Here is a 26,087-nt window from a genome sequence, read left to right on the forward strand (position 1 = left end):
CACCCAATCCAAAGAAGGTATCCTCACAAGGACCTCCCAGCATGGGAGGTCCTTTTTTTATCGTTAAAATTTTTCAGGAGGAATTATGGCAATCGCTGCAAAGGATATTCAGAAGACTGGTACGACGTATCAAGTAGGTCAGCGTGAGAATGAAGTTCGTGAATTAACCGGCAGTGAAATCATCTGCGAGACGTTGATCCGCGAGGGCGTCGATTTGATGTATGGCTATCCGGGTGGCGCCATTATGCCGTTCTATGATGCGATTACATCCTATCCTGCTCTGCATCACGTGTTGGTGCGCCATGAGCAGGCGGCGGCGCACGCGGCCGATGGCTATGCACGCGCCACCGGTAAGGTGGGGGTATGCGTGGCGACCAGTGGTCCTGGAGCGACCAACCTGGTAACGGGACTGGCGACCGCCTTTATGGACTCTGTGCCGATGATCGCGATTACCGGCCAGGTGGCGCGCAACTTTATTGGTCGTGATGCCTTTCAAGAGACCGATATCCTGGGTGTGACACAGCCCATTACCAAGCATAACTTCCTGGTGCGCAACGTTGAGGAACTGGCTTCGGTGATGCATGAAGCCTTCCGCATCGCCCGCAGTGGTCGCCCAGGCCCTGTTCTGGTCGATGTGCCGAAGGACGTACAGTTCGCCCGCACCGGCTATCGCCCATCTGACCACATGACCTCGGAAGAATATCTGAATACGAGCGCGGCCCAGTGTGCGCCTCCACCTGAATATCTTCTGTCTCAGGCCGCCGATCTGATCGCGCATTCCAGGCGTCCAGTAATTATGGCGGGACATGGTGTCATCCTATCAAACGCCTATTCCGAGCTGAAAGCGTTCGCCGAGAAGGCATCTATTCCGGTTATTACGACGCTGCTGGGCTTGAGCGCGTTTTCCGATACGCATCCGCTGCATATCGGCATGCCGGGCATGCATGGTCCAGCCCACACCAATCACGCCATTGGTGCCTCCGATCTGATTATCGGCGTCGGCCTGCGCTTTGATGATCGCGTGACCGGCGATGTCACGAAGTTCGCCCCCAATGCTCAGCTCATCCATATCGACGTTGACGCGTCGGAGATGCACAAAGTGAAGGTGGCGACGGTCCCCATGGTGGCCGATGCCCGGGTGGCCCTGGTGGCTCTGACCGAGACGATCGAGGCTGGTGATCATCGCGACTGGCTGGGTGAGATCCGCTCCTGGGAGGCGGCCAACGATGAGCGCGGCAGACAGATCGTGCGTGATGAAGAGCTCCCCGATCCTATCAGCATCCTGAGCGCGATCCATAAGGTGACCGATGGCGAGGCTATCGTGATCTCCGATGTGGGCCAACACCAGATGTGGACCGCTCGCTTCTATCAGTGGACCCGGCAGAATAGTCATATCACTTCTGGCGGACTGGGAACAATGGGATTCGCGCTGCCGGCGGCAATGGGCGTGAAGATGGGCATGCCCGACGCACCCGTCTGGGCGGTCGCTGGTGACGGTGGCATCCAGATGAATATCCAGGAACTGGCGACCTTACAGCAAGAGGGGATCGCCGTCAAGGTGGCGATTATGAATAATGGCTATCTGGGCATGGTGCGCCAGTGGCAGCAGTTCTTCCATTCGCGCAACTATTCTGAGACACCGATGAGCGGACCCGACCACGTGAAGTTGGCCGATGCCTACGGCCTGAAGGGGATCCGGGTGAAGCGCCGCGAGGATGTTGAGCCCGCCATTCGCGAAGCCATGGAGACCCCGGGTAGCGTGGTGGTCGAATTTATTATCGAGCCGGAGGCGAACGTGTATCCCATGGTTGCTCCTGGTAAGGCAATCACTGAAATGATCGAGGAGACGGCACAGGAGAACACGAAACATGAGTAATACCGCTACGACTACCACCCCTCGGGCGCATCATTCGAATGCTCCCCAGGGGACCGAGAAGACCCATACCCTGATTATTCTGGTTCAGGATCGGCCGGGATCTGTTGATCGCGTGGTTGGCGTGCTGCGCCGGCGCCGTTCGATGCTGCAGTCCCTGTCGATTGCACCCGGCGCCCAGAGCGAGATGTTCCGCATCACGGCCCAGGTGAAGGACGCGGAGGTCGTGGTGGATCACCTGGTGGCCCAGATCCAGAAAGTGGTTGATGTGCAGCATGTGGCCAATGTGAGCTCCGAGCAGGCCATTACCCGCGAACTGGCCATCATCCAGGTTGAGACGGCCAATGCCGATAGCAATGCAATCATCTCCACGGGACAGCCATTTGGCGCCGTGGTCATCGACGCGACGCCCGAGGCGGTTACCCTCGAAGTGACCGGCGACGCGGCAAAGATTGCCGAGGCGCTGGCGGCCTTCCAGCAGTATGGTATCCGCGACGTCGCCCGTTCGGGCCCGGTCGCCCTGACGCGCGACGCCGCTACAAAATAGCCATGGAGTCTGGCCCCGGCTCCGGGGCCACATCATTTTTAATTTGATACATATTAAGGAGTGAAGTACTCATGCCAAATATTTATTACGATTCGGACGCCAACCTTGACCTTATTCAACAGAAGCGCATCGCGATCATCGGCTATGGGAGCCAGGGTCACGCGCATGCCTTAAACCTTAAGGACAATGGCTGTGATGTGGTAGTTGGCCTGCCAGCGGGCAGCAAGAGCCGGGCCAAAGCCGAGGCCAGTGGCCTGCGCGTCCTGACGCCAGCCGATGCCGCACAGCAGGCCGACGTCATCATGATCCTGATCCCTGACGAGACCCACCGCGAGGTCTTTGAGCGCGACATCCGTCCCGGACTGGCGCCGGGCAAGATGCTGATGGTCGCCCACGGCTTTAGCCTGCACTTCTCACAGATTGTGCCGCTACCCGATATCGATGTCGCCATGGTGGCTCCCAAGAGTCCCGGCCACATGGTGCGTCGCGTTTTCGAGGAGGGCGCGGGTGTCCCGGCGCTCTGGGCCGTTTTCCAGGATGCGACCGGCCAGGCCGAGGCCCTGACCCTCTCGTATGCGCGTGGCATCGGCTGTACCCGTGCGGGCGTGCTGCGCACCACTTTCGCTGAGGAGACCGAGACCGATCTATTCGGTGAGCAGGCTGTACTCTGCGGCGGCGTTTCCGCCCTGATCCAGGCTGGCTTTGAGACACTGGTCAGCGCCGGCTACCAGCCAGAGGTTGCCTATTTCGAGTGCCTGCACGAGATGAAGCTGATCGTCGATCTGATGTATCAGGGCGGTATCAGCTATATGCGCTATTCCATCAGCAATACCGCTGAATATGGGGATTACGTGACCGGGCCGCGCATCGTCAATGACGAGACGCGTGCCGAGATGCGCCAGATCCTGCGCGAGATTCAGAATGGCACCTTCGCCAAAAACTTCATCCTTGAGAATCAGGCCGGCCGCCCTGGCTTCCAGGCCATGCGTCGTGCCCATGCCGCCCACCAGATTGAAAAGGTCGGCCACGAATTGCGCGCCATGATGCCGTGGCTGAACTCAAAGCAATCAGAAAAAGCTGAGTCAACAAAATAACGGATGAGGCCATAGCGCCTCATCTGGAGCGTGGTTATAAGGAGGGAACAAACCATGGGAGATCCTGCAGTCGTTAAAATTTTTGATACCACCCTGCGCGATGGCGAACAGTCACCTGGCGCCACCCTGACTGCGGCTGAAAAGCTTCAAATAGCTCAACAACTTGCTCGTTTACATGTTGATATTATTGAAGCGGGTTTTCCTGCGGCTTCCCCGGGCGATCTTGCTGCCGTCAAAGCAATCGCGCGTTCGGTACGCGGCGTCTCTATCGCCGCCCTCGCGCGTGCGCATAAAAGCGACATCGACGCGGCCTGGGAGGCTATCCGTGACGCTGAATCACCTGTGATCCATGTGTTTCTTGCAACCTCCGATATCCATCTCCAACATAAGCTTGGCATTAGCCGCGAGGGGGCTCGGGAGCGCGTACGCACCATGGTCTCATACGCGCGCAGCCTCTGTCCGACCGTTGAGTTTTCTGCTGAGGACGCCACGCGCAGCGACCGCGATTTCCTCTGCCAGATCTTCGAGATCGCCATCGCAGCCGGCGCCAATACGGTGAACGTCCCCGATACCGTCGGCTACACGTTCCCCAACGAGTACGAGGCGCTCTTCCGCATGCTGCGCGAGCGCGTGCCGGGCATGGATCAGGTTACCCTGAGTGCCCACTGCCACGATGACCTCGGTATGGCCACCGCCAATACCCTGGCGGCCATCAAAGGTGGGGCGCGCCAGGTCGAAGTCACCGTCAACGGACTGGGTGAGCGCGCTGGCAACACCGCGCTGGAGGAGGTCGTCATGGCGTTGCGCACCCGTCCCGACACATTCGGTTCGGTAGATACACGCATCAATACGCAAGAACTGCTCGCCACCAGCCAGATGGTCAGCCAGCTCACCGGCATCCTGGTCCAGCCCAACAAAGCCATCGTCGGCATGAACGCCTTCGCGCACGAAGCGGGCATCCACCAGGATGGCATGCTCAAGAACCGCATGACCTACGAGATCATGACGCCGCAATCGGTTGGCTGGAACGACACCAACCTGATCCTGGGCAAGCACTCCGGTCGCCACGGACTTGATGCGCGCCTGCGCAAGCTGGGCTACAAGCTTGACGCCGAGCAACTGCAGTCCGCCTATGGCCGCTTCGTCTCCCTGGCCGACCAGAAAAAGCTCATCACCGATGCCGACCTGGCCTACATCGTCGAAAGCGGACAGGAGACGCCCGCCGCCGTCTAACCAGAACACGGACCCATGTGACACATCTCACTCCCATTAGCGGGAATGTGGGAGCATGGCTCCTTCGGTGGGACATGATCGCCCGGGAACGAGGTCGCTTCGCGACAAGCCGGGGCGAACCCGGCACCTACGGCGGGGAGGTGCAGGATGGGCGGCGAGCCCCTCTTGCCGGGGTGTGGGGTGTCCCCACAAACTTCTCTTTATTCTTTTTATGCCGCCCGAAGGGCGGCTACAATGGGGTCACAGGGGCTTCGCCCCTCCCCCATCAATTACTTTTGTCCTCTAGCTAGCTCGAACATGACAGAACATGGTAGAATAAGCTAACGAAAGAAAGGATGAACCATGCATTCATCATCAGAAAGGCAGGTAGCCGGCGATGGCACTGGTATTACCTGTTTCGGTTACAGTCTTAACCCCAGCAACATCCGCTAATTTAGGGCCTGGCTTCGATAGCCTGGGCCTGGCATTACAGCTTTACAATCGCTTTGAGGTTGAAGAGTGGGGAAGTGATCCCGAACATCCGCGTATTGAAGTACTTGGAGCGCTTGGCGAAGGCCTACCTACTGGACCGGACAATATGTTCTTCCAGACTTTTGTGCTGTTCCTCAAACGCCTGCAGGTACCTATCCCATCCGTTCGTATTCGCATGACAATCAATATTCCTCATGGATGTGGTCTCGGAAGTAGCGCGACTGCTGTCGTTGGCGGCCTGATGGCGGCCAATGCATGGGTTCGTCCGCTCGGCCTGGCCGTTCCTAAAGAAGAACTCCTGGAGATGGCCGTTGAGGCCGAGGCAGGCAATCACCCGGACAACGTAGCTCCGGCACTGCTCGGCGCACTGGTCGCGACGACCCATGTCGATGGCAAGATTCACGCCATCAAGACCCCGTTCCCCAATTCGCTGCGCGCGGTGATCTTTACCCCTTCATTTCCCATGGATACCGTCGCGGGCCGCAAGCTTTTGCCGGCGAACTATCCAAAGGCGGATGTGACGTTTAATACCGGACGAGTCGCTCTACTCTTAACCGCTTTGCAGACGGGGCGCTATGAGTTGATCGGCGAAGCCATGCAGGATCGGCTCCATCAGCCCTATCGCCAGGTCCTTTTCCCCGCTATGCCTGATATCATCAACGCTGCTGTCGCTGCGGGCGCACATGGTGCATGCCTTTCTGGAGGCGGTTCATCCCTTATCGCACTTGCCAGTTCACATTTTCACGACATCTTGCGCGCGATGCAAAATACGGCTCGCGCCGCTGGCGTGGAGGGAACCGGCATGATTTTACGTGCGGACCAAAACGGGGCGCGAGTTCTCAATACACCTCGTAGTCGCATACGAAAGGAAGTTAGTGCGCGTTATGGCGATCAATTCTACTGGTCTCCAGCCAGACCGGGAAGCGGGCGATAATCAGCCTCGTTCGCTTACAACTCTTGCTGCCGATGCGGTTGAAGCTCTGTCTTCAACCTCGCTGCGTTGTCTCGAGTGTTCTGCCCTTTATCCCGCTATAGAGATGGGTCAGCCACCACGCTATCGCTGTGATTGTGGTGGTGTGCTGGACGTTGAGACCGAGTTCAAGCTCCCTCAGCAGTCCGCACAGTCTGACGCGGACGCTGATGCGATGCTCTATGGCTTTGACTCGGAACTGGATCGTGGATCTCCTTCCGCTGGCTCGGCCTGGCGCCAGTTGTTTGATGAGCGTGCCGCGAATCCTCCCATCTGGTCGATTAGCTCTGATAAGATGCTGCTGGATGGTAGCGGCGTCTGGCGCTATCGTGAGCTGATCTTGCCAGCTCCAGAACGTTTTGTGGTGACCCGGCCAGAGGGCAACACCAGTCTGTATCCTGTCGGTATCGAAAACTGCAGCGTTGGTCGCGTCGGCCATCGCCAGATCGGGGCATACGCGGGCCTGGAGCGCTTCTTCCTGAAGCACGAGGGTGAAAATCCCACGGGCAGTTTTAAGGATCGTGGTATGACGGTCGGGGTGACTATGGCCAATCTGATGGGCGCTAAAGCTGTAGCCTGCGCATCAACCGGCAATACCTCAGCTTCCCTGGCCTCGTACGCAGCCCAGGCCGGCCTGGAAGGAATCGTCTTTTTACCGGCGGGCAACGTCTCGGCCGGCAAGCTGGCCCAGTCCCTCGCTTATGGCGCCCGCACCGTGCAGATCGAGGGTGATTTTGACGATGCCATGACCCTGGTCGAGCAGGTGTGCAATGAACTGGGTATCTATCTGCTGAACTCGCTCAATCCTTTCCGCGTGGAGGGACAGAAGGCGATCGGCTTTGAGATTCTGCAGCAGCTGGACTGGCAGGCTCCAGACTGGCTGGTGCTGCCGGCTGGCAACCTGGGCAATACCTCTGCCATCGGCAAGGCCTTCCGGCAGGCGTATGATCTGTCCTTGATTAGCCACATGCCGCGCATTGCCTCTATCCAGGCGGCAGGTGCCAATCCCTTCTACAAGAGCTTTACCCAGGGCTTCGCCAAACGTGAAAAGGTGCAGGCTGACACCGTGGCGACCGCGATCCGCATCGGCAATCCGGTGAGCTATAGCCGCGCTCGCCGCGTGATCGAAGAGAGCGATGGCCTGGTCGAGCAGGTGACGGACGAAGAGATTCTGGCCGCCAAAGCGGTTATCGATCGTGCCGGTATCGGCTGTGAGCCGGCTTCGGCCGCGACCCTGGCCGGGGTGCGCAAACTGGTCGCCCGTGGCGTGATCAAGCGTGACGAACAGGTCGTGGGCGTGCTCACCGGCAACCTGCTCAAAGACAGTAAGACCGGCATCCCTCAGCATGTGGATGGGACCACGGTCAAGGCGACCATTGAAGCTGTCAGGAGCGTATTGGCGTAATGAAGCTGGATACTCGTGAAAACGTTTCTGTGAATGCGGTAGACAGGTCATCTACCCCTCTGCACCGGTCATTGGGAGCGCTGCTCGGTTCCTGGGAGGTATACCTTCTCCTCCTGGTGGCGGCGTTCCTGCGCCTCTATCATATCAATACCACCGAGTTCGATGGAGATCAGGCGGATATCTTTTATATGGCTCACAACGCGGTGAGCCATGGACATTTAGTAGCAACCAGTAATATTGCTTCTATTAAGATTTTTAATCCTCCGGCTATTATCTATGCATTAATGATACCAGCGGCATTTAGCGCCAATCCGCTATGGGGTGCGGTGCTAACCGCCCTGCTGGCGATCGCCTCCGTCCTGCTGACCTATTTTTTGATGCGGCGGTACTATGGTCGCCTTGCGGCTACGCTGGCCTCCTTTTTATACGCGACGGCCTCGGTCCCTATCTTCTACTCGCGCTTTATGTGGAACCAGAATATGCTGTTGTTCTTTGTCCCGCTTCTGATCTGGTTCTTATATCGTGGGGCGGTGGCGCGTCGACCCTTCTGGCTCTTCCCATCGGTCGTTCTGATCGGTCTGCTTGTCCAGTTCCATGCGTCCAGTATTGTCCTGGTGGCGCCGCTTCTGGTCGCCCTGGTGCTGGCGCCGCGCCGTACCGTACGCTGGTACGACCTTGTTTTAAGCGTCCTTGGTATCCTTGCTATCTATGCGCCCTATATCGTCTGGCTCTTTCAAACTCATTTTCAAGATATCTTTATAGTTCTGCATACCGCAAAGGGAAAGACTCTGATCGATGCGCAGGCCCTGTTATTCTATCTACAATTTTTAGGTCCATTGCCTGCTCCTTATACCAACAAGTTATCGATTCTCTCTCCTTATATGACGGCTCTTGCGTGGCTGCAACCGCTGGTAGTGCTGCTGGTGATCGCCGGTGCTGTGCTGGCCGCTGTTTTGGCGATGAAGTCGCGTCGTTCTGAAGCGGAGATTAATACCCGGCGAGGGTTTATCACCGGAATCGGTCGCTGGTGGCATGATCTGCGCCAGTCTCCTTTGCGCTGTGGTCTGCTTATTCTTTTGATCTGGCAGATTGTCCCACTCCTCTATCTGACGCGCCACGATATCGTCCTGCACCTGCATTACTTTATTATGTTTATGCCGGGACCCTTTATGCTGGCTGGTTTCTTTCTGGCCCGGACGTTTGACTGGCTGCATGCGCGCCTGACCGGCGTGCAGGCTGCGCGTATCGCTTTTCTGACCATCAGCAGCTTGCTGGTTATTGCCCAGTTCCTGATCGCTTCTGGTTATGTATATGACGCTTCGCATGGTCGCTATATCGACACAGCCTGGGCTGGTCAGTACTATAACGATCTTGCCTCACTGCAGAACGCAATGCGGCAGGCGGATCAGCTGGCTCAACAGCGACATCTTAATCATGTCTACGTCAGCGCTGACCTGGGTACCCAGGTATCGTTTCTCTACCTGGCCGGACAGATGAAGACACCGACCACAGTGGTCGACGATTCTTGCCTGGTGCTTCCTGGTACCCAGAGCGGAGCGGCTGTTCTGTTGACGGCTCCCCATAGCCGTCGCCTGGATCTAGTAACAGCGTATGCGCATGCCGCCCGCGTTGCGACCGCCCCGCATCCAGGGGGACCTTCCTTTAATCTGTATGTTTTGCAGCCAGGCCCATTAGCTGCGCAAAGCCATGACAATTTCATGCAAGAATTGAAATTCATGGATCTTAAGTCATTTAACAATGGACAGCGTAACGTGCTGGCATCCCGCTGGCAGATGTTGCGTTCGGCCCCGGCAGGCTATCACACCAGCTATAACTACACCTTCCACAATGGCGTCGCGGGTACCGGTGTCACACCCGCCAGCCATAGTTGCTCGGTCAGTGCGTTGCGTGCCGGTGATCAGCTGATCGTGCCAATGGGTGATCCCGCGCAGCCGCCTACAAAGATGCAGGTTACCGCCTATGCAACCCTACCGACGATTCTCTCGTATAACTTTTTAGGAGCCATCCCACTCCAGCTTGATACATTTCAGCGCTATGATACGCCCAAACAAATGTTGCGATCGCAGAGTGGTCTGGATTATATACCTGTTTCCTTTGCCAAAAAATCGTGATGCACAGGGCTGACCACCGGGTCCAGGCCCAATAAAAGGAGGAAGCAATCCGCAGGATGCTTCCTCCTTTTATTGGCCGTATCGTCATGGCGCATTGCCGTACTCTATCACTGGTAACCGGCCCGCCTTACTGCTACAATGTACATATATGAATCTATATAGGCTAAAAGAGGATCTGATGTGAACAAGATCAAGCGTTTTCGGTTTTCTATTCCGCCCTGGAACATGCCCTCGGATCCAGTGAAAGCCGTCTGGTGGTTCCTCTACTGGCTCTTGCAACTGCTCGTGCAGTTTTTCTGGCTCCCGATTATTCTGATGATGATCTACGAAACGTACAGCAATAGCCTCGTTGGCGGGGTTTTCAATGGTATCGTCAGCGGGATATTGACGCTGTTCGTGGGTTTGATCGTCTGGGCTGTGTTGTATGGGATCCTAGTCGTTGTTAAGATCAGCACCGGCATCTCGCACGCCGTCTCGGATATGAAGCGCATGCAGCAGCAGCAGGAAGAGTTCTTGCGCCAGGCCTATTCGCCGTTGATGGGCAGCAATCGCGCCGAACGTGAAGGGCGCGTGGTTGAGGGGACCATTACCGACCTGGAAGAGGAGAGGCAGAAACGCCGCCGCGAGCAGTAGGTCCCTGGGGAGAGTGCTCTAGAGAGCACTCTCGGGATTGGCGGCTTGCCAGGCTTGCCAGGCCTCGTCTCTGGCTTCAGGGACATATGAGAAGAGGAGTGAGCCCTCTCCTTCAATGCGGTACGCGCCGAGAGCGGCTGGCAGTACCAGTGTCTGGCCGCGACTGAGCGTCTCTGTTTGTGTGGACTGCTCACCGTAAGCAACACGTATCTCTGCCCCCAGCGAGGTGAGAATGATGCAACTCTTCTCGGTTGTGCCCTCTCGCACGCCACCTTTCAGATTTAGCTCGCGCGTCAAGAAATATTTGCAGGCGACCAGGCAGCGCTCGTCGTACTCCGGCGTGCTGGTCAGGGGGACGGGGTGCATTTTGATCTGCCGCGAGGCCTCATAGTGCGAGACATCCAGGGAGCGGTCGATATGGAGCTCGCGTGGCTTGCCGGAGGCCGTGAGGCGACCATAGTCGTACATACGATAGGTGACGTCCGAGTACTCCTGCAGTTCATAGAGCAGGATGCCGCCCCCGATGGCATGCACCGTTCCGGCGGGCACAAAGACCACGTCTCCCGCTGCGACCGGCTCCGCGTGCATTAGCTCTTCCAGTTGCACCCCTTCAATGGCCTGCCTGACCGCCGTGGCATCGGTCGCTGCCTTAAAGCCATGAACGATGCTCGCTCCTGGTTCAGCGCTTAAAATATACCAGAACTCGGTCTTGCCCAGTTTGCCACCCTCAAATTCGTTGGCGTATTCATCTTTGGGATGGACCTGTACGGATAGCTGGGCATTAGCGTCAATAAATTTAGCTAGCAGGGGGAAGCGCTGACCAAAGATGGCTGTGGCCTGCTCTCCGAGCAGGGAGGTGCCCATCTCGGCGACGACGGCCTCCAGAGTCTGACCCTCGTATTCCCCATTCTGAACCAGGTTACTGACCTCGGTCTCCCATGATTCACCGATTAAAATTCCATTGGCTGGCAACGTTTTCCAGCTATCTTGTTCCAGGCGGCGCCCGCCCCAGATGGTTTCGTGCAGAGACGAACGCAGGCGGATCGGATAGATGTGTGACAAAATACAACTCCTAACAATGACGGTGATAAAAATAGCCGAGCTACTCGGCCAGCAGGACCCCTTCAATCATGCGGCGCAGCTTATCGCGCATCACAATACCTGTAATACGGTGCACCTCATGTCCATTCTTAAAGAAAATGAGAGTAGGAATACCTTCGACTTTCCACTCCCTGGTCAGGTCTTCCTGCCCCGTGACATCAAGTCTGGTAAAGATGACGCGGTCTTGATACCCTTTACTGATCGCTTCGATTTCTGGCTCTTGTATCTTGCAGGCATTGCTTTGTTCCGCCGAGAAATTGACGACCACCAGTTGGGACGCTTGCAGTACCTTTTCAGCAAAAGTGTCCGGTGTTACCTCGTTATAATTCTCTGCCATGCTATCCTCTTGTAGTCAATAATAAATACACTTTTGCTTCTCAAAGTATCACCCTATGCGGGCCTGTGTCAAGCGAGCTAAGGGGTGCAGGGTTCTCCCTGCCGGGGTGTGGGGTGTCCCCACAAAACTTCTTTTTCTTTTTTACACGCCGCCGTCGGCGGCGTGAGAAGGAAAAGTATGAGTGGGGACACCCCACGCCCCGGCAGGAGGGCAGACCGCCCTCCTGCACCTCCCGCCTGGAGAAGCAGAGGGCCGGCCTTCGGCTTAAGCTGACGTCTAAGGGGAGAACCTTGCTCCCCTTTTGCAAGAAAAGGTTATGATGCTTTCATTATGGCTGGGCTGTCAAGAGGTCTTCGGCATCCTCTATCAGGTAGCGATACCCTTGCTCGGTCAAAAACAGTTGCCGGTTGGCGGAAAAATCCTGGTCGCGTGTATCGCGGGTGACGATGGTATAGAAGTACGCACTTCCTCCATCGCTCTTTGGCCGCAGGATGCGGCCCAGACGCTGGGCTTCTTCCTGTCGTGAGCCAAAGGTCCCCGATACCTGGATGGCGACATTGGCGTCCGGTAGATCGATGGCGAAGTTGGCGACTTTGCTGACAACCAGTTGCTTGATCTCACCGCGCCGAAATTGCTCATAGAGCTTTTCGCGCTGGGCCGTGGCCGTACGCCCTGTGAGCAGGGGAGCCTGCAGTTCCTCCGCCAGTATTTTGAGCTGATCCAGGTATTGACCGATGATCAGCACCTGGTCATCCACATGCCGGTCAATCAGGTGGCGGACAATCTCTAGCTTGGTTGGATTTTCGGCGGCGATGCGATACTTCTCGCGCGTCTCGGCCATGGCATACGCGAGCTGATCGTCCTCGCTAGGAAAGCCCACGCGGATCTCATGGCATTCGGCGGTGGCGATCCACCCTTGCTGCTCCAATTCACGCCACGGCACATCATATTTCTTAGGGCCGATCAGACTGAAGACATCCGCCTCGCAACCATCTTCTCGCACCAGCGTGGCCGTCAGACCCAGGCGACGCCGAGCCTGGATCTCGGCTGTAAAGCGGAAGACCGGCGCCGGTAGCAGGTGTACCTCGTCGTAGATGATGAGTCCCCAGTCATAGTTGGTGAAGAGTGAGAAGTGGGGATAGGTAGCGGGTCCGATGTCGTTGGCATCACCCACCTCATTGCGCCGGTAGGTCAGAATCTGGTAGGTGCTGACCGTAATGGGCGCGATCTCTTTGCGCTCACCGGTATACTCGCCAACCATTTCGGGCGGTAGATCCGTCTTGTCCAGAATTTCGTGTATCCACTGGCGGACCGCGACGGTATTGGGGGTAAGGATCAGGGTGGCCCGCTGCAGGGTGGCGATAGCGGTCAGGCCGACGATCGTCTTTCCTGCTCCGCAGGGCAGCACTACCACACCGCTCCCCCCACTGGGCGCCCCTCCAGCATGAAAGGCTGAGACCGCCGCCTGCTGATAGTGGCGGGGCTCAAATTCTTTGCCCTGCTGCGTCAGCGTGCGCAACTTGAGTGGGAGGAAAGAGCCCTCGGTATAGCCCGCCAGGTCCTCGGCCGGAAAGCCAATATGGATCAGCGCCTGCTTGACATGTCCCCGTCTAGAACTATCAATCTGCAACGTGTTGCGGTTGACCTGGCGCACGATATACGGCTGCATTTTTTTGTGGTTGATGATCTCAGTCATCAATGCATAATCATCTGAGTACAGCAGGAGATCATCACCTTCGCGCACCAGTTTGACGCGTCCATAGCGGTGGATATAGGTCTGTATTTCGGTCGTAATATTGGTGGGCAAGGGATATTTGCTATAGCTTGTAAGCAGGCCTACGATGGTGTCCGCATCCATGCCACCGGCCGCGGCATTCCAGAGCGACAATGGTGTTAAGCGATAGGTATGAATGTGTTCGGGCGATTTTTCAAGTTCGGCAAACTGCGCCAGGGCATCGCGCGCTTCTTCGTGCTGAGGATGGTCAACTTCTAATAAAATACTACGATCACTTTGAACAATAATGGGGTTGGCTGGATTCATTATATGCCTCTTCTTCCAACTTCTGATATCGATCTCATGCGAATCTCGTTTAGACCCCCGGCATACCCGCCCATGTTTTGATATATTTTGAGATAGCCTGCACGGCTGGCTGCTCGTAGCCGCGCATCAGATGCCTGGCTCCAACAATGACCTTGATCCCCTTGGGGCCCGTCTGCTGCTCGACAAATGGCTCTAGCTTATAAAGCGGACAGATCTCGTCGAACTCACCGGTGACGAATAGCTTGGGGCGCTCAAACTGGCGTGGGAAACCGCTGCTGACACGGAACAGGGGCAGGCTAATCGCCACAATTGTACGCACGCGCATATCGAAGGGAGCGTAGAGCATCGTTGTATAGGCACCAAAGCCATGCCCCACCACGCACAACTTGGCGGGGTTGACGCCCGGGAATGTCAGCGCCGCATCGATAGCACCGGCTAAATCAAGCGGCTCAAGGCGTCCATCGGTCTGCTGACCCTGGCTACGGCCGACGCCGCGAAAATTGAACCGGAGCACGATCATACCCTCCTCCGCCAGTTGTTTGGCCAGAGCGACGTTCAAGATGTCATTCATATCGCTACTGGCCGGTTGAGGATGGCAGATAATCACGATGGGAGCATGCTCAGCCTTGAGTGGAGCATGCACAACGCCCTCAAGAAGAAAGGCCGGCTGGCCCTTGCTATGGAAAGTAATGGGTCGTTCCGCTTGTACCGACGAGGTCATCGCTTATCCTTTATTATGTTCAGCCGTCGTATGGGCGAAGGCGTATGAGCGTTTTACTACCGTTAATTGCATGCCTTCTATCTAAATATTATCTCAGTCAGACTCAAGCGTCAACATTCCCGTACAATTTACACCACCGCTGAGGAACCTGAAAAAAAAATCCCTAATAATTGACCAACCTTTTATCTCATGAAAAGCCATCATTGATCGTCTCTATTAATAGAAATGGGCTCTCCCCATCTAAAAGTCACAGTATTGTGAGATTTTTGCAATTTATGACGAAATGCTTTGATTTGTTTAACAAAACCTTTGCATGTAGCCCGAAGGATGTTATACTAACTATGACATATGTATACTTACTTTTGGTACTGTAAGTACGATATGTACACCAGGAGACAGTCAACTATTAGTATTTGCCTATGCCAGGCGTTGTGCTACACTGTCTTCACTGTTGGCTCAATGCCCCCACTTCCCCATTTGATGGGCCTATATCAGGAGGTGACTTTGTCATTTGATACGCATAACGCGTATTTTACGATACTTATACACTGATGGCTCAATAACAATTTATGCGCTTTCCCGATGTATCATGAACGTTGATGCAGTGTATTTAACATAAGTAGTTTACTGTGCTACGGTGGTGTACCTATAGTTCTCGATCGGACCAGTGGTATTCTGGCTCACGACAAACCGTAGGCGTATGGATGAATTCATTCGTATTACATGGATAGCGTGAGTCTTCTAAGGTATACACGGTGTATATAGTGAAATGTAGAGGTAGGAGCATATATGTTCAGCATTCTAGTCGTCGAAGGTGAAGGAGTCATCACACAATTAGTCAGGGAGCAATTTGGGGACGAGGGATATCAAGCTGTTGTGGTTAGAAACGGCGAAGATGCTGTACAGTTTGCTATGCGTGAGATGCCAGGCCTTGTCATTCTAGATGTGGAACTTCCGGGTATCGATGGTTATCAGGTCATTCAGCAGTTACGTGACCATCCCAAGTGCATGCACATTCCCATCATTATGGTGAGTTCGCATTCATCGCTGGTAGATAAGGTCCGGGCATATGAACTGGGTGTTGATAGCTATATTACAAAGCCCTGTTGTTCGGATGAATTGCTGGCCCATATTCGCCGACAGTTACGGCGCATACAGCAAACCACCCTATCACCTCTCACCCGTCTTCCTGGTGGCTTGCAACTTGAACGGGCCATCGATTATAAATTGCGCGGCTCCGACCCCTGGAGTGTCCTCTATCTCGATCTGGATAATTTTAAAGCATTTAATGACGCCTATGGCTTTGTGACCGGCAATGATATGATTCTGCTGGTCGGCCATATCTGTCAGCGTGTTGTGTATGAATATGGCAACGCCGATGACTTTGTGGGGCATGTCGGTGGGGATGATTTTGTCATTGTTACAACTCCGGATCGCGAGAAGCTGCTGTGCCGCCACATTCTGGCGCGTTATAAACAGGAGAGCATGTCGTTTTACCATCCCGAAGATATCGAGCGTGGCTCGATCAATGGCGTTGATCGCTCTGGCCGTCCGTACCAGTTTCCGCTGGTCTCTCTCTCCATTGGTGTGGTCAGCGATCAGCTCAAGTGTTCGCACTCGATGAATGAGGTGAGCACACTTACGGCTGAAGCCAAGCGCCTGGCCAAGCAATCCTCTAATAACGTTTCTCGCGTTTCTCCGCAGTGGGGTGTGCCTACCCAGGTGTCGCATACACCGGCGACCTTTAACCTGGTTGGCAACGTTGGACGGAACCTTTTTCATTTTTCCGAAGAGGATGTGCTGGCAAAATTTAAATAAACAGGTGTAGGTGCCCGTTATTCCTTGATATTGTGTCGGGGTGGTCGTGATGTCTTGCCTCTTTGTGCTATGCTGAAATATATGCATCTTTTTTTCATTGCCAGATGTTGGAAGGTTACCATGTATGTCTACGAGTCATGACTATCATACGCTCTCGGACGAGAGCCATGATGAATTATATGAGCAGGAACGTGAGGCGCAACGCCTCTCTATTCGTGAAAATGCCAAGCATGTGATGCGTGAGAGCGGTTTAGCCGAGATGTTGCAGAGTATTAACAAGAATCTTCTTAAGGGTCGAGGACACTTTGAGGAGTATGATTCGATGGTGCTCTTTCGCTGGGGAACGCACTCGACGCGTCGCCACATGTGGATTGAAGTACGCGGGAGCTCGATCCTTTTCCGCTTGCATCCCCATCGTAAATGCGCCTCAGCCGCGCCGGTGTGCGATGGCGAGTATCATACTCTGACGGGCGCGATGTGGTCGGATCGGGAGTTTTTGAAGGCCGAGCTAAAGAAATATTATGATCGCCCGGTGGCCGAAACGTCGGCCGACTGACCTGCCCCTCGCCTGGATGTGTTTTCGCACCTACGGTGCTCAGATAACTGTTTTATGCTGGTGTAGCCGGGGCGCATCTGCGCCCCGGCTACACCAGCATAAAACAGTTATCTGCTGCTCATAGCATCTCTAGCGAGAGCACATTGATGGGCGCTTCTTGCTCGACGATCCTTTTGACTCGTTGATAGATATCGTGCGCATAGAAATTCTCTCGCTCCATCTCGTTGGCCCAGCTAAAAAAACCAAAGAGCAGTGAGCTTTGTCGCGCGAACACCTCCCGATAGCCGGCTGTACGCGCGACGGTAGCCAGTCTATGGGCGGTTGGTGTATCATTGATGCCTCGGGCGAAGAAGGCAAAGGTAAGATGCATCTGGAGCTCCGGCTGATAGAGGGCCGCCAGCCATTGCTTCTGAACCTGCTCAATCCTTTGGGGGTCGAACGTCATAATATGGATCGAGGCAAGCTGAGCCGGGGCGGTTGGCCGGCTGTAGCCCCAGAGATAGGAGAGCAACCATTGCTCGGGCTGCGAGGCCAGAAGATTGGTGGCCGTCAGCAGCAGCTTTTTGGGTGAATAGCGTTCCTGAGCCTTGAGCCAGCTTTGCTCATCGTCCCATGTCGTCAGGAGCAGGTAGACGATGTCATTGCTGCGGCTGCGATACAGGCGGCTAGAAATGAGCCCTGGTGCGCTGCGCAGCGTGTCTGCTATTGAGCGTATGTGTGCTCGCGCTTCTGTATCTTTTCCGGGCAGGACATGAGCTAGCGTAACAACTAATAACTCCATACTGTGCTGCAAGATAATGCCTCAAATTTTCGTATGAGCGTTAGAACGCAGACTAGGATAGCATAGTGAGTCGTATGGCGCAATAGGATTATTGCTTGTGCTTTTTTTGCGTGATCGTAGGAAGAGCGGGAAAGCGTGAATAATTATCCCTGGTGTGATATAGAACGTGTCTATGCATAGAGCATCAAATAGGTTCCAGATGAAGGATGAATGTATGGATATTTCTGCCTTTGGTGAGTTTGAGCTTATCGCGCGGCTGACCGCTGGCCTGGCCGTTCCAGCCTCCGGAGATATTGGCGTGGGAGATGATTGCGCCCTGCTGGACCTGGGGCGTGGTGACCTTCTGCTGGCGACCTGCGATAGCCAGGTCGAGGGGGTGCATTTTACCCTGCAGTCCTCTCCATTAGAGCATATCGGACGAAAGACGCTGGCGATCAACTTGAGCGATATCGCCGCGATGGGCGGAACGCCCCGCTACGCGCTGGTCTCTTTGTTGCTTCCCCCTCGTCTGTCCATCGAAGCTCTGGATGGCATCTATGCCGGGCTGCGGGCGCAGGCGCAGCGCTTTGATACCGCTATCGTTGGCGGCAATATCTCCAGTACCGGCGGCTCTCCTCAACTGGTGATCGACATTACGCTGCTGGGCACTGTTGAGCGCGGTCATGCCCTGTTGCGCAGTGGCGCCCACGCTGGCGATCTCATTTGCGTTACAGGTTCTTTAGGCGACTCTGCGGCTGGCCTGCAAACGTTTCTGCGTCCTGCTGCCAATGTGTCGCCACAGGATCTTCAGGCGCTGCGAGAGCGGCATACATCGCCTGAGCCTCGCGTCCGCGAGGGTCAGTTGCTTGGCAGTTTGGAAGGAGGGAAGGTCACCGCAATGCTGGATATCAGCGATGGCCTGAGCGGTGATCTCACCCATCTCTGCGAGCGTAGCGGCTGCGGGGCGCGTGTAGACCTGGCGTCGATCCCGCTCTCCTCACCACTGTTGCGTGTGGCACGCTCCCTCCAGCACGATCCCCTGGACTGGGCGCTGCACGGTGGCGAGGATTATGAGCTCCTCTTTACCCTGCGGCCCTCTGCCCTGGACGAGGTGCGTTCCGCCCTTCAGCAGCAATGCGCGACTCCGCTCACCGTCATCGGTGAGATCCAACCTCTCACCTCCGGCCTGACCCTCTCGTATCCCGATGGACATTCCGAACCCCTCCACCCCCACAGCTGGGACCACCTCAAAAAAGAGAATAAGGTGTGAAAAATGTGCATTTGCACATTTTTCACACCTTATTCTCCATCACCGTAGATGCGCCCCTTGTGGGCGCTTCCCACCTCGGCCCACGGCGGGTGCTCACACGCGCGATCAGCGCGAAAACGAGCGCAGCGCCAGCGTCACCTGCTCCTCCAGCGAGAGCGCACGATCCTGCGGCAGCTTGGCGAGAGCCGCCTGCGCCTCGGCATTGGTATAACCCAGCCCCATCAAAGCTTCGAGCGCCTCGGCTTTAATATTGCCCGCCACCGGCGCGGCGCCATTCCCGGCCAGCCCCGCCAGCGACGGCAGCTTGCCCTTGAGCTCAAGGATCAAGTGGGCCGCCAGTTTCTTGCCCACGCCCTTGGCCAGTCCCAGGCGCTGCTGGTCCTCGTCCGCGATGGCCTTGTAGAAGGCCGTGGCATCCATGACCGAGAGGATCGCCAGGGCCACCCTGGGCCCGACTCCGCTGACACCAATCAACTGCTCAAAGGCATCGCGGTCCGTGTCGGTTATGAAGCCATACAGCGAGATGCCATCCTCGCGCATATGGAAATGGGTGGAGAGCGATACCTCCATGCCGGGCTCATTCAGGCGCTGCTGGGTAGAAGATGGTACGAAAACCCGTACTCCAAAGCCCCCCACCCGGATAATGGCGTAATCGACACCCGTAGCTTCAAGGGTGCCATGAATGCTGGTAATCATCTCCCCAACGATACCTCTTCTGTGTTATTGATGCTTGTTTGTATTCGCGCCCGCGAGAAGCGCCCACGAGGGGCGCACCTATGTATATGTGGCGGGAAGAGAAGTGCCCGCGAGGGCGCATTATTGATTTATGCGATAGGTCTATGAGCGATTGTAGCGTAAGAGATTGGCCGCGTAGGTTGCTGTATTCAAGTGGCAGATGGCGACCGCGGCGGCGTCTGCGGCGTCATCTGGTTTAGGTATTGCGGTTAACTTGAGTAATATACGCACCATCTCTCCTACCTGATTCTTGTCGGCACCCCCATAACCGGTAACGGCTTGCTTGATCTGCTTGGGGGTGTATTCAGCTACAGAGAGACCACCATTGGCCAGGGCAAGCATCGCCACCCCGCGCGCCTGGCCTACGGTCATCGCAGTGCGCGCGTTCTTCGCGAAGAAAAGCTCCTCCATCGCCGCTTCTTGCGGTTTGTAGGTCACAATCAGCTTGCTCAGGCTCTCATAAATAATCTGCAGGCGCTGGGCCAGCGGCATTTTAGCGGGGGTTGTGATGACATCGCATGCCAGCATGCTCAGTTCACTTCCCCGCGCCATTACTACCGAGTACCCAACGATTGCTGTTCCTGGATCAATGCCGAGCGCGATACGCGCATCTGAAGGTGGAGGCGGCATGCGATCTTTTTCCATCTGCCACATTCCCTTCTGGCATTAGCGACTGTTGCGCAAACGTTTATGCGTTGTATGAAGCCGCAAATGCTTCTGGGAAATCCGCATTGGTGTAGACATTCTGGACGTCGTCGAGATCTTCCAGTTTCTCGATCAGGCGGATGGCCTGGTGCGCCGTCTTTTCGTCGTCTAGCTCGATGCGGGTCTTGGGAACCAGCGTGCTTTCGGCTTTGAGCACTGTATAGTTATGCGCTTCCAGTTCATGCTGTACTTTATCAAGCACATCATGGGCAGGATCCGTGTAGATAACCAGGGTTTCGTCTCCCGGTTGGGCTGGCTCGACGTCGTCGGCGCCAAAGTCAATGGCCTCCAGCGATAGCTCGTCGGCGTCTTTGCCATTTAGCTCGACTTCGATGACCCCTTTGTTCTCAAAGAGCCAGTCGACGCAGCCGTTTTCACCCATGTTTCCGGCGTTGCGGTTAAAGGCGTTGCGTACCTCGGCGACGGTACGATTGCGATTCTCGGTGAGCGTCTGTACAAGGATCGCCGTACCACCAGGGCCATATCCTTCGTAGGTGATCTCTTCAAGGTTGTTGCCCTCGCCGCCACCCAGTGCGCGCTTGATCGTGCGCTCGATATTATCCAACGGCATGTTGGCATCACGTGCACGCTGTACGGCCATGCGCAGGCGGAAGTTCGCATTCGTGTCGCCACTGTTCCCTTCACGTACCGCTACAACGATCTCACGTCCTAGCCGAGTGAACAATTGGCCTCGGCGTGCGTCGTTGACGCCTTTTGAGCGGCGAATCTGTGCCCACTTTGAATGTCCTGACATATCGTTGCTCCCCTAGTCTAATCAGACGGTTCTCTGTATAAAATATGCGGTGTGCATAAATTACGTCTTGCTGTTTTGCTGTGAATAGCTGTCGGGCCTATTTTAACACGAATAGGTATAGAGCGTCGAGAGGGTTGCTTTTGAACCTCCCTTCACCTATTTGGGATGATATGCTATCTGTGCCATAAGCATTTCCCCGGCTACCATATCAGCTATGATTTTCACTGTGAACATTCCAATGATACCATATTCGCGGTGATCTCTAGAAAAAAAACTGTGCTTTTTGCATTGACGACTATTTATGCTAAAATAAGCACAACATTACTACCCTCCCAATGCAGGAGGTGCAGGAGGGTGGCGAGCATGCTGGGAGCGTGATCAGTCCCCACAAAACTTCTTTTTCTCGCTATTCTCCTCTCGCGCCGCAGGCGGCGCGAGAGGAGAATAGCGAGAAGGACTGGTTGCCCTCTTTTTGTACAACACAGCGGCTTACAGTGCGTACATAGATACAGAGGGGTTAAGTGGTTGAGGTGGAGGAGCGACGTATGGGCAGCGCTGAAAAAGGGGCTCGACAGGGGCTGGGCCGCACTGGTGAGCGTCTGGCGGCCGAACGGCTACAGCAGTCGGGCTACGTTATTCTGGAGCGCAATTTTCGTTGCTGCTATGGTGAGATAGACCTGGTGGCCGAGCATGAGTCGGACCTGGTATTTATCGAGGTCAAGACGCGCCGTGGAATTTCCCGTGGCTTGCCGGAAGAGGCGGTCAACCAGCGCAAACAGCAAAAAATTATCCAGGTAGGTCACTATTACCTGTTTATTACAAATGCCGATCCGACGCGTTCGTGGCGTGTGGACGTTGTGGCCGTTCAGCTGAGCGTGACCGGACACCTGGAAGAGATTCGCATCTACCAGCACGCATTTGAAGAATAAATTTCAGATCAATGCATATTATGGAGGCACTACTATAATGAGTGATTTTATCTCGTCAGCCAAAAATTTCGTTAATTCGGCTGTCAGTCGCACGAGCTGGGAGGCTCAAAAGCAGTTGCGCGTACGTAATAAGCAGAGCGAGATCGATAAGCTGCTGGAGCAGCGCCAGCGGCTGATGGACGAGCTTGGGCAGGTGGCGATGAATCTCTATCAGCAGGGATCACTCACCGATTCGCAGCTCTCGCGCCTCTGCGCCAGTATCTTTGAGCTGGATCATGATCTGCGCTCGCGCGAGACGCAGCTGCAGGAGGCCAAAAACGAGGCCTATCCCGCCGATCAGTTCGCCCCTGGTCCAACTATGAACTATGCGCCTCCCTCTCCAAACACGCAGACTCCACCTCCTAATGCCAGCTATGGTCAGCCGCAGCCGGGCTCCAGTGCCGGCCCGAGCAGCAATCCTGGCTATAGTCAGCCGCAGCCGGGACCCGGCGCCGGGAGCGATCGCTGCCCGCAGTGCGGCAATCCTCTGCGTCCCAATGCCCTCTACTGCCGCAGTTGCGGCGCCAAGCTCCGCTAATCATCTCCACCAGACGAGGATAATCTGCCCTCCCACAAGCAAGGCAGATTATCCCCATCAAAGTTCCTTGTATGCTATAATGTTACTCACTATTCCCTCCTTGTGTTCGAGGTATCTACATTCTCTGGCCCGGAGGGTATTGGATGGGAATAGATATTCTGGTGCCGCGCGTGCGGGACCATTAGCGTATTTGTAGGGAGGCTTCCAGTGCGTGATGAGGGGCGCGATACAGCGATGTCGGCTCAGGATGGGATCTGTTCCCTCGAAGTGGTTAGCCAGCGGGCCAGCCAGACGCAGCGTTTAGGCGCGGCTCTGGGGGCGTTGCTGCAGAAGGGCGATCTGATCCTGTTGGATGGGCAGCTTGGCGCGGGCAAGACGACCTTTACCCAGGGGCTGGCCCGGGGAATGCAGGTGGCGACCGTGGTGAATAGTCCAACCTTTACGCTGCTGAAAGAGTATCAGGGCGTGGCGGCATCGCAGGGCAATCAGCCTCTAACCCTCTATCACTTCGATCTCTATCGACTGGAAGATCCCGATGAGATCATTGATCTCGGCTTTGAAGATTACTTTTATGGCTCGGGCGTATGTGTGGTCGAGTGGGCGGGCAACGCTGAGGAGCTGTGGCCCGTGGAACGATTGGATATTCGCCTGAGCTCTGTCGATGAAACGAAGCGCCGCCTGCTGTTTGTCGCATCGGGTCCGCGCTATTGCGAACTGCTCCGGCAGTTTCAGAAGAATATGTATGCTATTACTCGCTCTTGATACTTCAACCCGCTATGCGAGCGTGGCCTTATGCTCGGAAAACGAGTTGTTGAGTGAATATACCTGGTTCTCGGAGAATAACCATAGCGTAGATTTGTTGGATCGTATCCAGCGTATGATGGCGCAGCGGCAACTCTCGCTGCGACAGCTTGATGCGATCGGGGTGGCGCTGGGACCCGGCTCGTTCAACGGTGTGCGCGTGGCACTGTCCTCGGCCAAGGCTCTGGCCTTTTCGCTACAGAAACCCTTGCTTGGCATTGGTACGCTGGATGTGCTCGCGGCCCAGCAACAGCTCTGGCGCGGACCGATCTGCTCGGTGCTGGAGGCGGGCCGTTCTGAGCTCTATGCCGGCTGTTATTTTTCCCGCGAGACCAGGACGACGGATGGCGAGGTGTGCTATCACCTGCAGCAGGTCGGCGCCTATCAGTTAGCTACGCCGCAGGCGCTGGTGGATTTTCTCCATACACAGCTGGCTAGCTGGCCGGTTGAGCTATCCGCGCCAGTGCTTTTCTGTGGCGAAATGAAGGCCGCATCTCGACAGGCTTTGCACCAGGGGATGGCGGAGCAGGGCGTGTTGCTGAGCCCGCTCGCATCGACGAGGTCTGCCTCTGTACTGGCTCAACTGGCCTGGCAACGTCTACAGGACGGTCAGGCAGATGATCCGCTTGTGCTGGAACCTCTGTATTTACGGCGTCCATCTATTACGAAGAGTACTCGCAAGCAGCCTTTGCTTGGCGGTTCTTTCCTACGATCGAACGATCATGATACAACAGAAAGGGAACAGGGTGCGTTACGCCATTGATAGAATGACGATGTCGGACGTGCCTCGCGTCATCGAGATCGAGCGCCTGGCTTATCCTTCGACGTGGCCTCCGAGCGCCTATCGCAAGGAACTGCAGGATAATCGCTGGGCACACTACATCGTATTACGCGATAAGCATATCCTTGAAGAGCAGAGCGTGGTCTCCGCTGAGCCAGAGAAGCTGCGAAAGGCGCGTCCTTTTCCGCTTTCACTTTTACCCAGCAGGCCTGCCGTCACCTCACCTTCGCCCAGCCTGGCTTCAATTCTGGGCTTTGCCGGTCTGTGGCTGATGGTTGATGAGGCCCATATAACCACCATCGCGATGCATCCAAACGCGCGCGGACAGGGTCTGGGTGAATTCTTATTGGTGAGCTTGATTGATATTTCCTATAATATAGGAGCAAAATGGGTAACGCTAGAGGTGCGGGTCTCTAATCATACGGCCCAGAACCTCTATCGCAAATATGGTTTTCGGGAAGCGGGTGTGCGTCACCGCTATTATAGCGATAATCAAGAAGATGCTTTAATTATGTGGACTGATGAGATCAACTCTACGAGCTATAAACAAAAATTTTTAGAATTGAAGGCGGCGTTATTGCAAAAGTTAGAGACAAAGTGAGTGCTCATGATGCGCGTCTTGTCTCCTGGTAACGGCTGCAGCGTTGGGGATGTAATCTATGCTTGTACTTGGTATTGAGAGCTCATGTGATGAGACCGGGGCCGCACTCGTGCGGGATGGCCGTTATCTGCTTTCCAATGTGGTGGCTTCACAAATTGAGATTCATAATCGCTATGGGGGTGTGGTCCCCGAGGTAGCTTCGCGCCAGCAGATCGCGGCGATTATCCCTGTGGTGGAGACCGCGCTGGCGCAGGCGTCGTGCTCGTGGGAGGACGTGGACGCGATCGCGGCCACCTATGGTCCAGGTCTGGCCGGCTCGCTGCTGGTCGGCCTGACGGTCGGCAAGACGTTGTCACTGGCCCGTGAACTGCCATTTCTGGGTGTCAATCACCTGGAAGCCCATCTCTACGCGAACTGGCTGCGCCCGCAGGCAGACGCGGCCACCGCCGCTCCCATCCCACAGGAGGCGTGGCGCTACCAATCGGGCGATCCCCTTTTTCCACTGATCTGCCTGGTGATTTCGGGCGCGCATAGCGAGATTGTGCTGGTGCGCGATCATGGTGACTACGAATTGCTGGGGCGTACGCGCGACGACGCGGCTGGCGAGGCCCTTGATAAGGTCTCGCGTGTCCTGGGCCTGGGCTATCCCGGCGGACCCGCCATCCAGCGCATGGCGCAGCAGGCGGAAGATGCGTATGTGCAACAAAAGAAAACCGTCAAGAAGGCGCGCAACGTCTATCGCCTGCCACGGGCGTGGCTGCGTGGCACCTATGACTTTAGCTTCAGTGGAGTTAAGACGGCGATGCTGCATCTGGCCGAAGGGGCCACGGATGCCGCCCGCACACACGAAGATGGGAAGCCTTCTACCCAGTACACGCGTTATACTCGTATGGGGGAGCAGGCAGCGCAAACGGGAGCCCCTGATGTTGCCCTGCTGGCTTCAGGCTTTCAGGAGGCTATCGTCGACGTACTGGCTACCAAGACGCGCATGGCCGCTCAAGAATATCAGGTCAAGCAGGTTATCCTGGCCGGCGGCGTGGCCGCCAATCTCAGCCTGCGTGCCCGGATGCTCCAGGAGCTCCAGCCGCTGGGCATCCATTTGAGCTATCCTCCGATTGAATTTTGTACCGATAATGCCGCAATGATTGCGAGCGCAGCCTTTTTCCACTTGAGTTTGGGTGAGCATCACGGAATGGATCTGGATGTTCAACCTGGATTAAGCCTGCCATTCAGAAAGTGAGT

At 55.7% G+C, this 26,087-nt stretch carries 25 protein-coding genes; 17 read left to right on the forward strand and 8 right to left on the reverse strand.

The window, feature by feature from the left end; genetic code table 11:
• The first annotated feature begins 85 nt into the window (after window positions 1–85).
• The 8 genes from ilvB (at window position 86) to KTT_RS18345 (ending at window position 10,358) form a co-directional block, all read left to right on the forward strand.
• On the forward strand, window positions 86–1,876 hold the full coding sequence (gene ilvB / locus KTT_RS18310; protein WP_126597369.1) for a biosynthetic-type acetolactate synthase large subunit: 1,791 nt from the start codon (window positions 86–88) through the stop codon (window positions 1,874–1,876).
• The gene (gene ilvN, locus KTT_RS18315; protein ID WP_126597370.1) at window positions 1,869–2,420 is read left to right on the forward strand and encodes an acetolactate synthase small subunit; all 552 of its coding nucleotides are present in this window, start codon (window positions 1,869–1,871) and stop codon (window positions 2,418–2,420) included. Before ilvB ends, ilvN begins: the two co-directional genes overlap by 8 nt.
• Before the next feature lie 71 nt (window positions 2,421–2,491).
• Window positions 2,492–3,514 carry a ketol-acid reductoisomerase gene (ilvC, locus tag KTT_RS18320; protein WP_126597371.1) on the forward strand — a complete coding sequence of 341 codons (1,023 nt, stop codon included), beginning with the start codon at window positions 2,492–2,494 and terminating at the stop codon, window positions 3,512–3,514.
• A 54-nt stretch (window positions 3,515–3,568) separates the two neighbouring features.
• Complete coding sequence (locus tag KTT_RS18325) at window positions 3,569–4,747, forward strand: 2-isopropylmalate synthase (protein WP_126597372.1); 1,179 nt, start codon at window positions 3,569–3,571, stop codon at window positions 4,745–4,747.
• A gap of 376 nt (window positions 4,748–5,123) precedes the next feature.
• On the forward strand, window positions 5,124–6,152 hold the full coding sequence (thrB, locus tag KTT_RS18330) for a homoserine kinase (RefSeq protein WP_126597373.1): 1,029 nt from the start codon (window positions 5,124–5,126) through the stop codon (window positions 6,150–6,152).
• Window positions 6,103–7,593 (forward strand): threonine synthase, encoded by a 1,491-nt coding sequence (gene thrC / locus KTT_RS18335; protein ID WP_218030917.1) that lies wholly within the window; start codon window positions 6,103–6,105, stop codon window positions 7,591–7,593. Before thrB ends, thrC begins: the two co-directional genes overlap by 50 nt.
• Window positions 7,593–9,725, forward strand: a complete 2,133-nt coding sequence (locus KTT_RS18340) for an ArnT family glycosyltransferase (RefSeq protein WP_126597374.1) — start codon at window positions 7,593–7,595, stop codon at window positions 9,723–9,725. Before thrC ends, KTT_RS18340 begins: the two co-directional genes overlap by 1 nt.
• A 180-nt stretch (window positions 9,726–9,905) precedes the next feature.
• Complete coding sequence (locus tag KTT_RS18345) at window positions 9,906–10,358, forward strand: hypothetical protein (RefSeq protein ID WP_126597375.1); 453 nt, start codon at window positions 9,906–9,908, stop codon at window positions 10,356–10,358.
• 18 nt (window positions 10,359–10,376) lie between these two features.
• On the opposite strand, the gene KTT_RS18350 is transcribed toward KTT_RS18345, so the two are convergent.
• From KTT_RS18350 to KTT_RS18365, 4 genes are all read right to left on the reverse strand, one after another.
• Window positions 10,377–11,420 (reverse strand): type I phosphomannose isomerase catalytic subunit, encoded by a 1,044-nt coding sequence (locus KTT_RS18350; protein WP_160145959.1) that lies wholly within the window; start codon window positions 11,418–11,420, stop codon window positions 10,377–10,379.
• Between the two features lie 40 nt (window positions 11,421–11,460).
• Window positions 11,461–11,796, reverse strand: coding sequence for a thioredoxin family protein (locus KTT_RS18355; RefSeq protein ID WP_126597377.1), 336 nt, complete (start codon window positions 11,794–11,796; stop codon window positions 11,461–11,463).
• Between the two features lie 328 nt (window positions 11,797–12,124).
• Window positions 12,125–13,837: a DNA repair helicase XPB gene (locus tag KTT_RS18360; RefSeq protein ID WP_126597378.1), complete on the reverse strand. Its 1,713-nt coding sequence runs from the start codon at window positions 13,835–13,837 to the stop codon at window positions 12,125–12,127.
• Window positions 13,838–13,886: 49 nt separating this feature from the next.
• Complete coding sequence (locus tag KTT_RS18365) at window positions 13,887–14,558, reverse strand: alpha/beta hydrolase (protein WP_126597379.1); 672 nt, start codon at window positions 14,556–14,558, stop codon at window positions 13,887–13,889.
• 789 nt (window positions 14,559–15,347) lie between these two features.
• Between KTT_RS18365 and KTT_RS18370 the strand changes: the two genes are divergently transcribed.
• Complete coding sequence (locus tag KTT_RS18370; RefSeq protein WP_126597380.1) at window positions 15,348–16,376, forward strand: GGDEF domain-containing response regulator; 1,029 nt, start codon at window positions 15,348–15,350, stop codon at window positions 16,374–16,376.
• A gap of 124 nt (window positions 16,377–16,500) precedes the next feature.
• The gene (locus KTT_RS18375; protein ID WP_126597381.1) at window positions 16,501–16,932 is read left to right on the forward strand and encodes a hypothetical protein; all 432 of its coding nucleotides are present in this window, start codon (window positions 16,501–16,503) and stop codon (window positions 16,930–16,932) included.
• A gap of 118 nt (window positions 16,933–17,050) precedes the next feature.
• Here the strand turns inward: KTT_RS18375 and KTT_RS18380 are convergent, their stop codons facing one another.
• Entirely contained in the window at window positions 17,051–17,713 is a 663-nt protein-coding gene (locus KTT_RS18380; RefSeq protein WP_126597382.1) for an antibiotic biosynthesis monooxygenase family protein, read from the reverse strand.
• A 214-nt stretch (window positions 17,714–17,927) separates the two neighbouring features.
• On the opposite strand from KTT_RS18380, the gene thiL reads away from it, so the two are divergent.
• Window positions 17,928–18,962, forward strand: coding sequence for a thiamine-phosphate kinase (thiL, locus tag KTT_RS18385; RefSeq protein ID WP_160145960.1), 1,035 nt, complete (start codon window positions 17,928–17,930; stop codon window positions 18,960–18,962).
• A gap of 105 nt (window positions 18,963–19,067) precedes the next feature.
• Here the strand turns inward: thiL and ruvA are convergent, their stop codons facing one another.
• The 3 genes from ruvA to KTT_RS18400 form a co-directional block, all read right to left on the reverse strand.
• On the reverse strand, window positions 19,068–19,658 hold the full coding sequence (gene ruvA / locus KTT_RS18390) for a Holliday junction branch migration protein RuvA (protein ID WP_126597384.1): 591 nt from the start codon (window positions 19,656–19,658) through the stop codon (window positions 19,068–19,070).
• A 141-nt stretch (window positions 19,659–19,799) separates the two neighbouring features.
• Complete coding sequence (ruvC, locus tag KTT_RS18395) at window positions 19,800–20,342, reverse strand: crossover junction endodeoxyribonuclease RuvC (RefSeq protein ID WP_126597385.1); 543 nt, start codon at window positions 20,340–20,342, stop codon at window positions 19,800–19,802.
• 43 nt (window positions 20,343–20,385) lie between these two features.
• Window positions 20,386–21,156 (reverse strand): YebC/PmpR family DNA-binding transcriptional regulator, encoded by a 771-nt coding sequence (locus KTT_RS18400; protein ID WP_126597386.1) that lies wholly within the window; start codon window positions 21,154–21,156, stop codon window positions 20,386–20,388.
• Between the two features lie 545 nt (window positions 21,157–21,701).
• Between KTT_RS18400 and KTT_RS18405 the strand changes: the two genes are divergently transcribed.
• From KTT_RS18405 to tsaD, 6 genes are all read left to right on the forward strand, one after another.
• Entirely contained in the window at window positions 21,702–22,085 is a 384-nt protein-coding gene (locus KTT_RS18405) for a YraN family protein (RefSeq protein ID WP_126597387.1), read from the forward strand.
• Window positions 22,086–22,122: 37 nt separating this feature from the next.
• Window positions 22,123–22,662: a zinc-ribbon domain-containing protein gene (locus KTT_RS18410; protein WP_126597388.1), complete on the forward strand. Its 540-nt coding sequence runs from the start codon at window positions 22,123–22,125 to the stop codon at window positions 22,660–22,662.
• 207 nt (window positions 22,663–22,869) lie between these two features.
• On the forward strand, window positions 22,870–23,424 hold the full coding sequence (gene tsaE / locus KTT_RS18415) for a tRNA (adenosine(37)-N6)-threonylcarbamoyltransferase complex ATPase subunit type 1 TsaE (protein ID WP_218030918.1): 555 nt from the start codon (window positions 22,870–22,872) through the stop codon (window positions 23,422–23,424).
• Complete coding sequence (gene tsaB / locus KTT_RS18420) at window positions 23,405–24,226, forward strand: tRNA (adenosine(37)-N6)-threonylcarbamoyltransferase complex dimerization subunit type 1 TsaB (RefSeq protein WP_160145961.1); 822 nt, start codon at window positions 23,405–23,407, stop codon at window positions 24,224–24,226. The genes tsaE and tsaB overlap by 20 nt, the downstream gene beginning before the upstream one ends.
• A gap of 10 nt (window positions 24,227–24,236) precedes the next feature.
• Window positions 24,237–24,845, forward strand: a complete 609-nt coding sequence (gene rimI, locus KTT_RS18425) for a ribosomal protein S18-alanine N-acetyltransferase (RefSeq protein ID WP_160145962.1) — start codon at window positions 24,237–24,239, stop codon at window positions 24,843–24,845.
• A gap of 58 nt (window positions 24,846–24,903) precedes the next feature.
• On the forward strand, window positions 24,904–26,085 hold the full coding sequence (gene tsaD / locus KTT_RS18430) for a tRNA (adenosine(37)-N6)-threonylcarbamoyltransferase complex transferase subunit TsaD (protein ID WP_126597391.1): 1,182 nt from the start codon (window positions 24,904–24,906) through the stop codon (window positions 26,083–26,085).
• Window positions 26,086–26,087: the final 2 nt, after the last annotated feature.

Origin of the sequence: Dictyobacter aurantiacus (assembly GCF_003967515.1) — a bacterium.
In the GTDB taxonomy this organism is placed as follows: Bacteria; Chloroflexota; Ktedonobacteria; order Ktedonobacterales; family Ktedonobacteraceae; genus Dictyobacter; species Dictyobacter aurantiacus.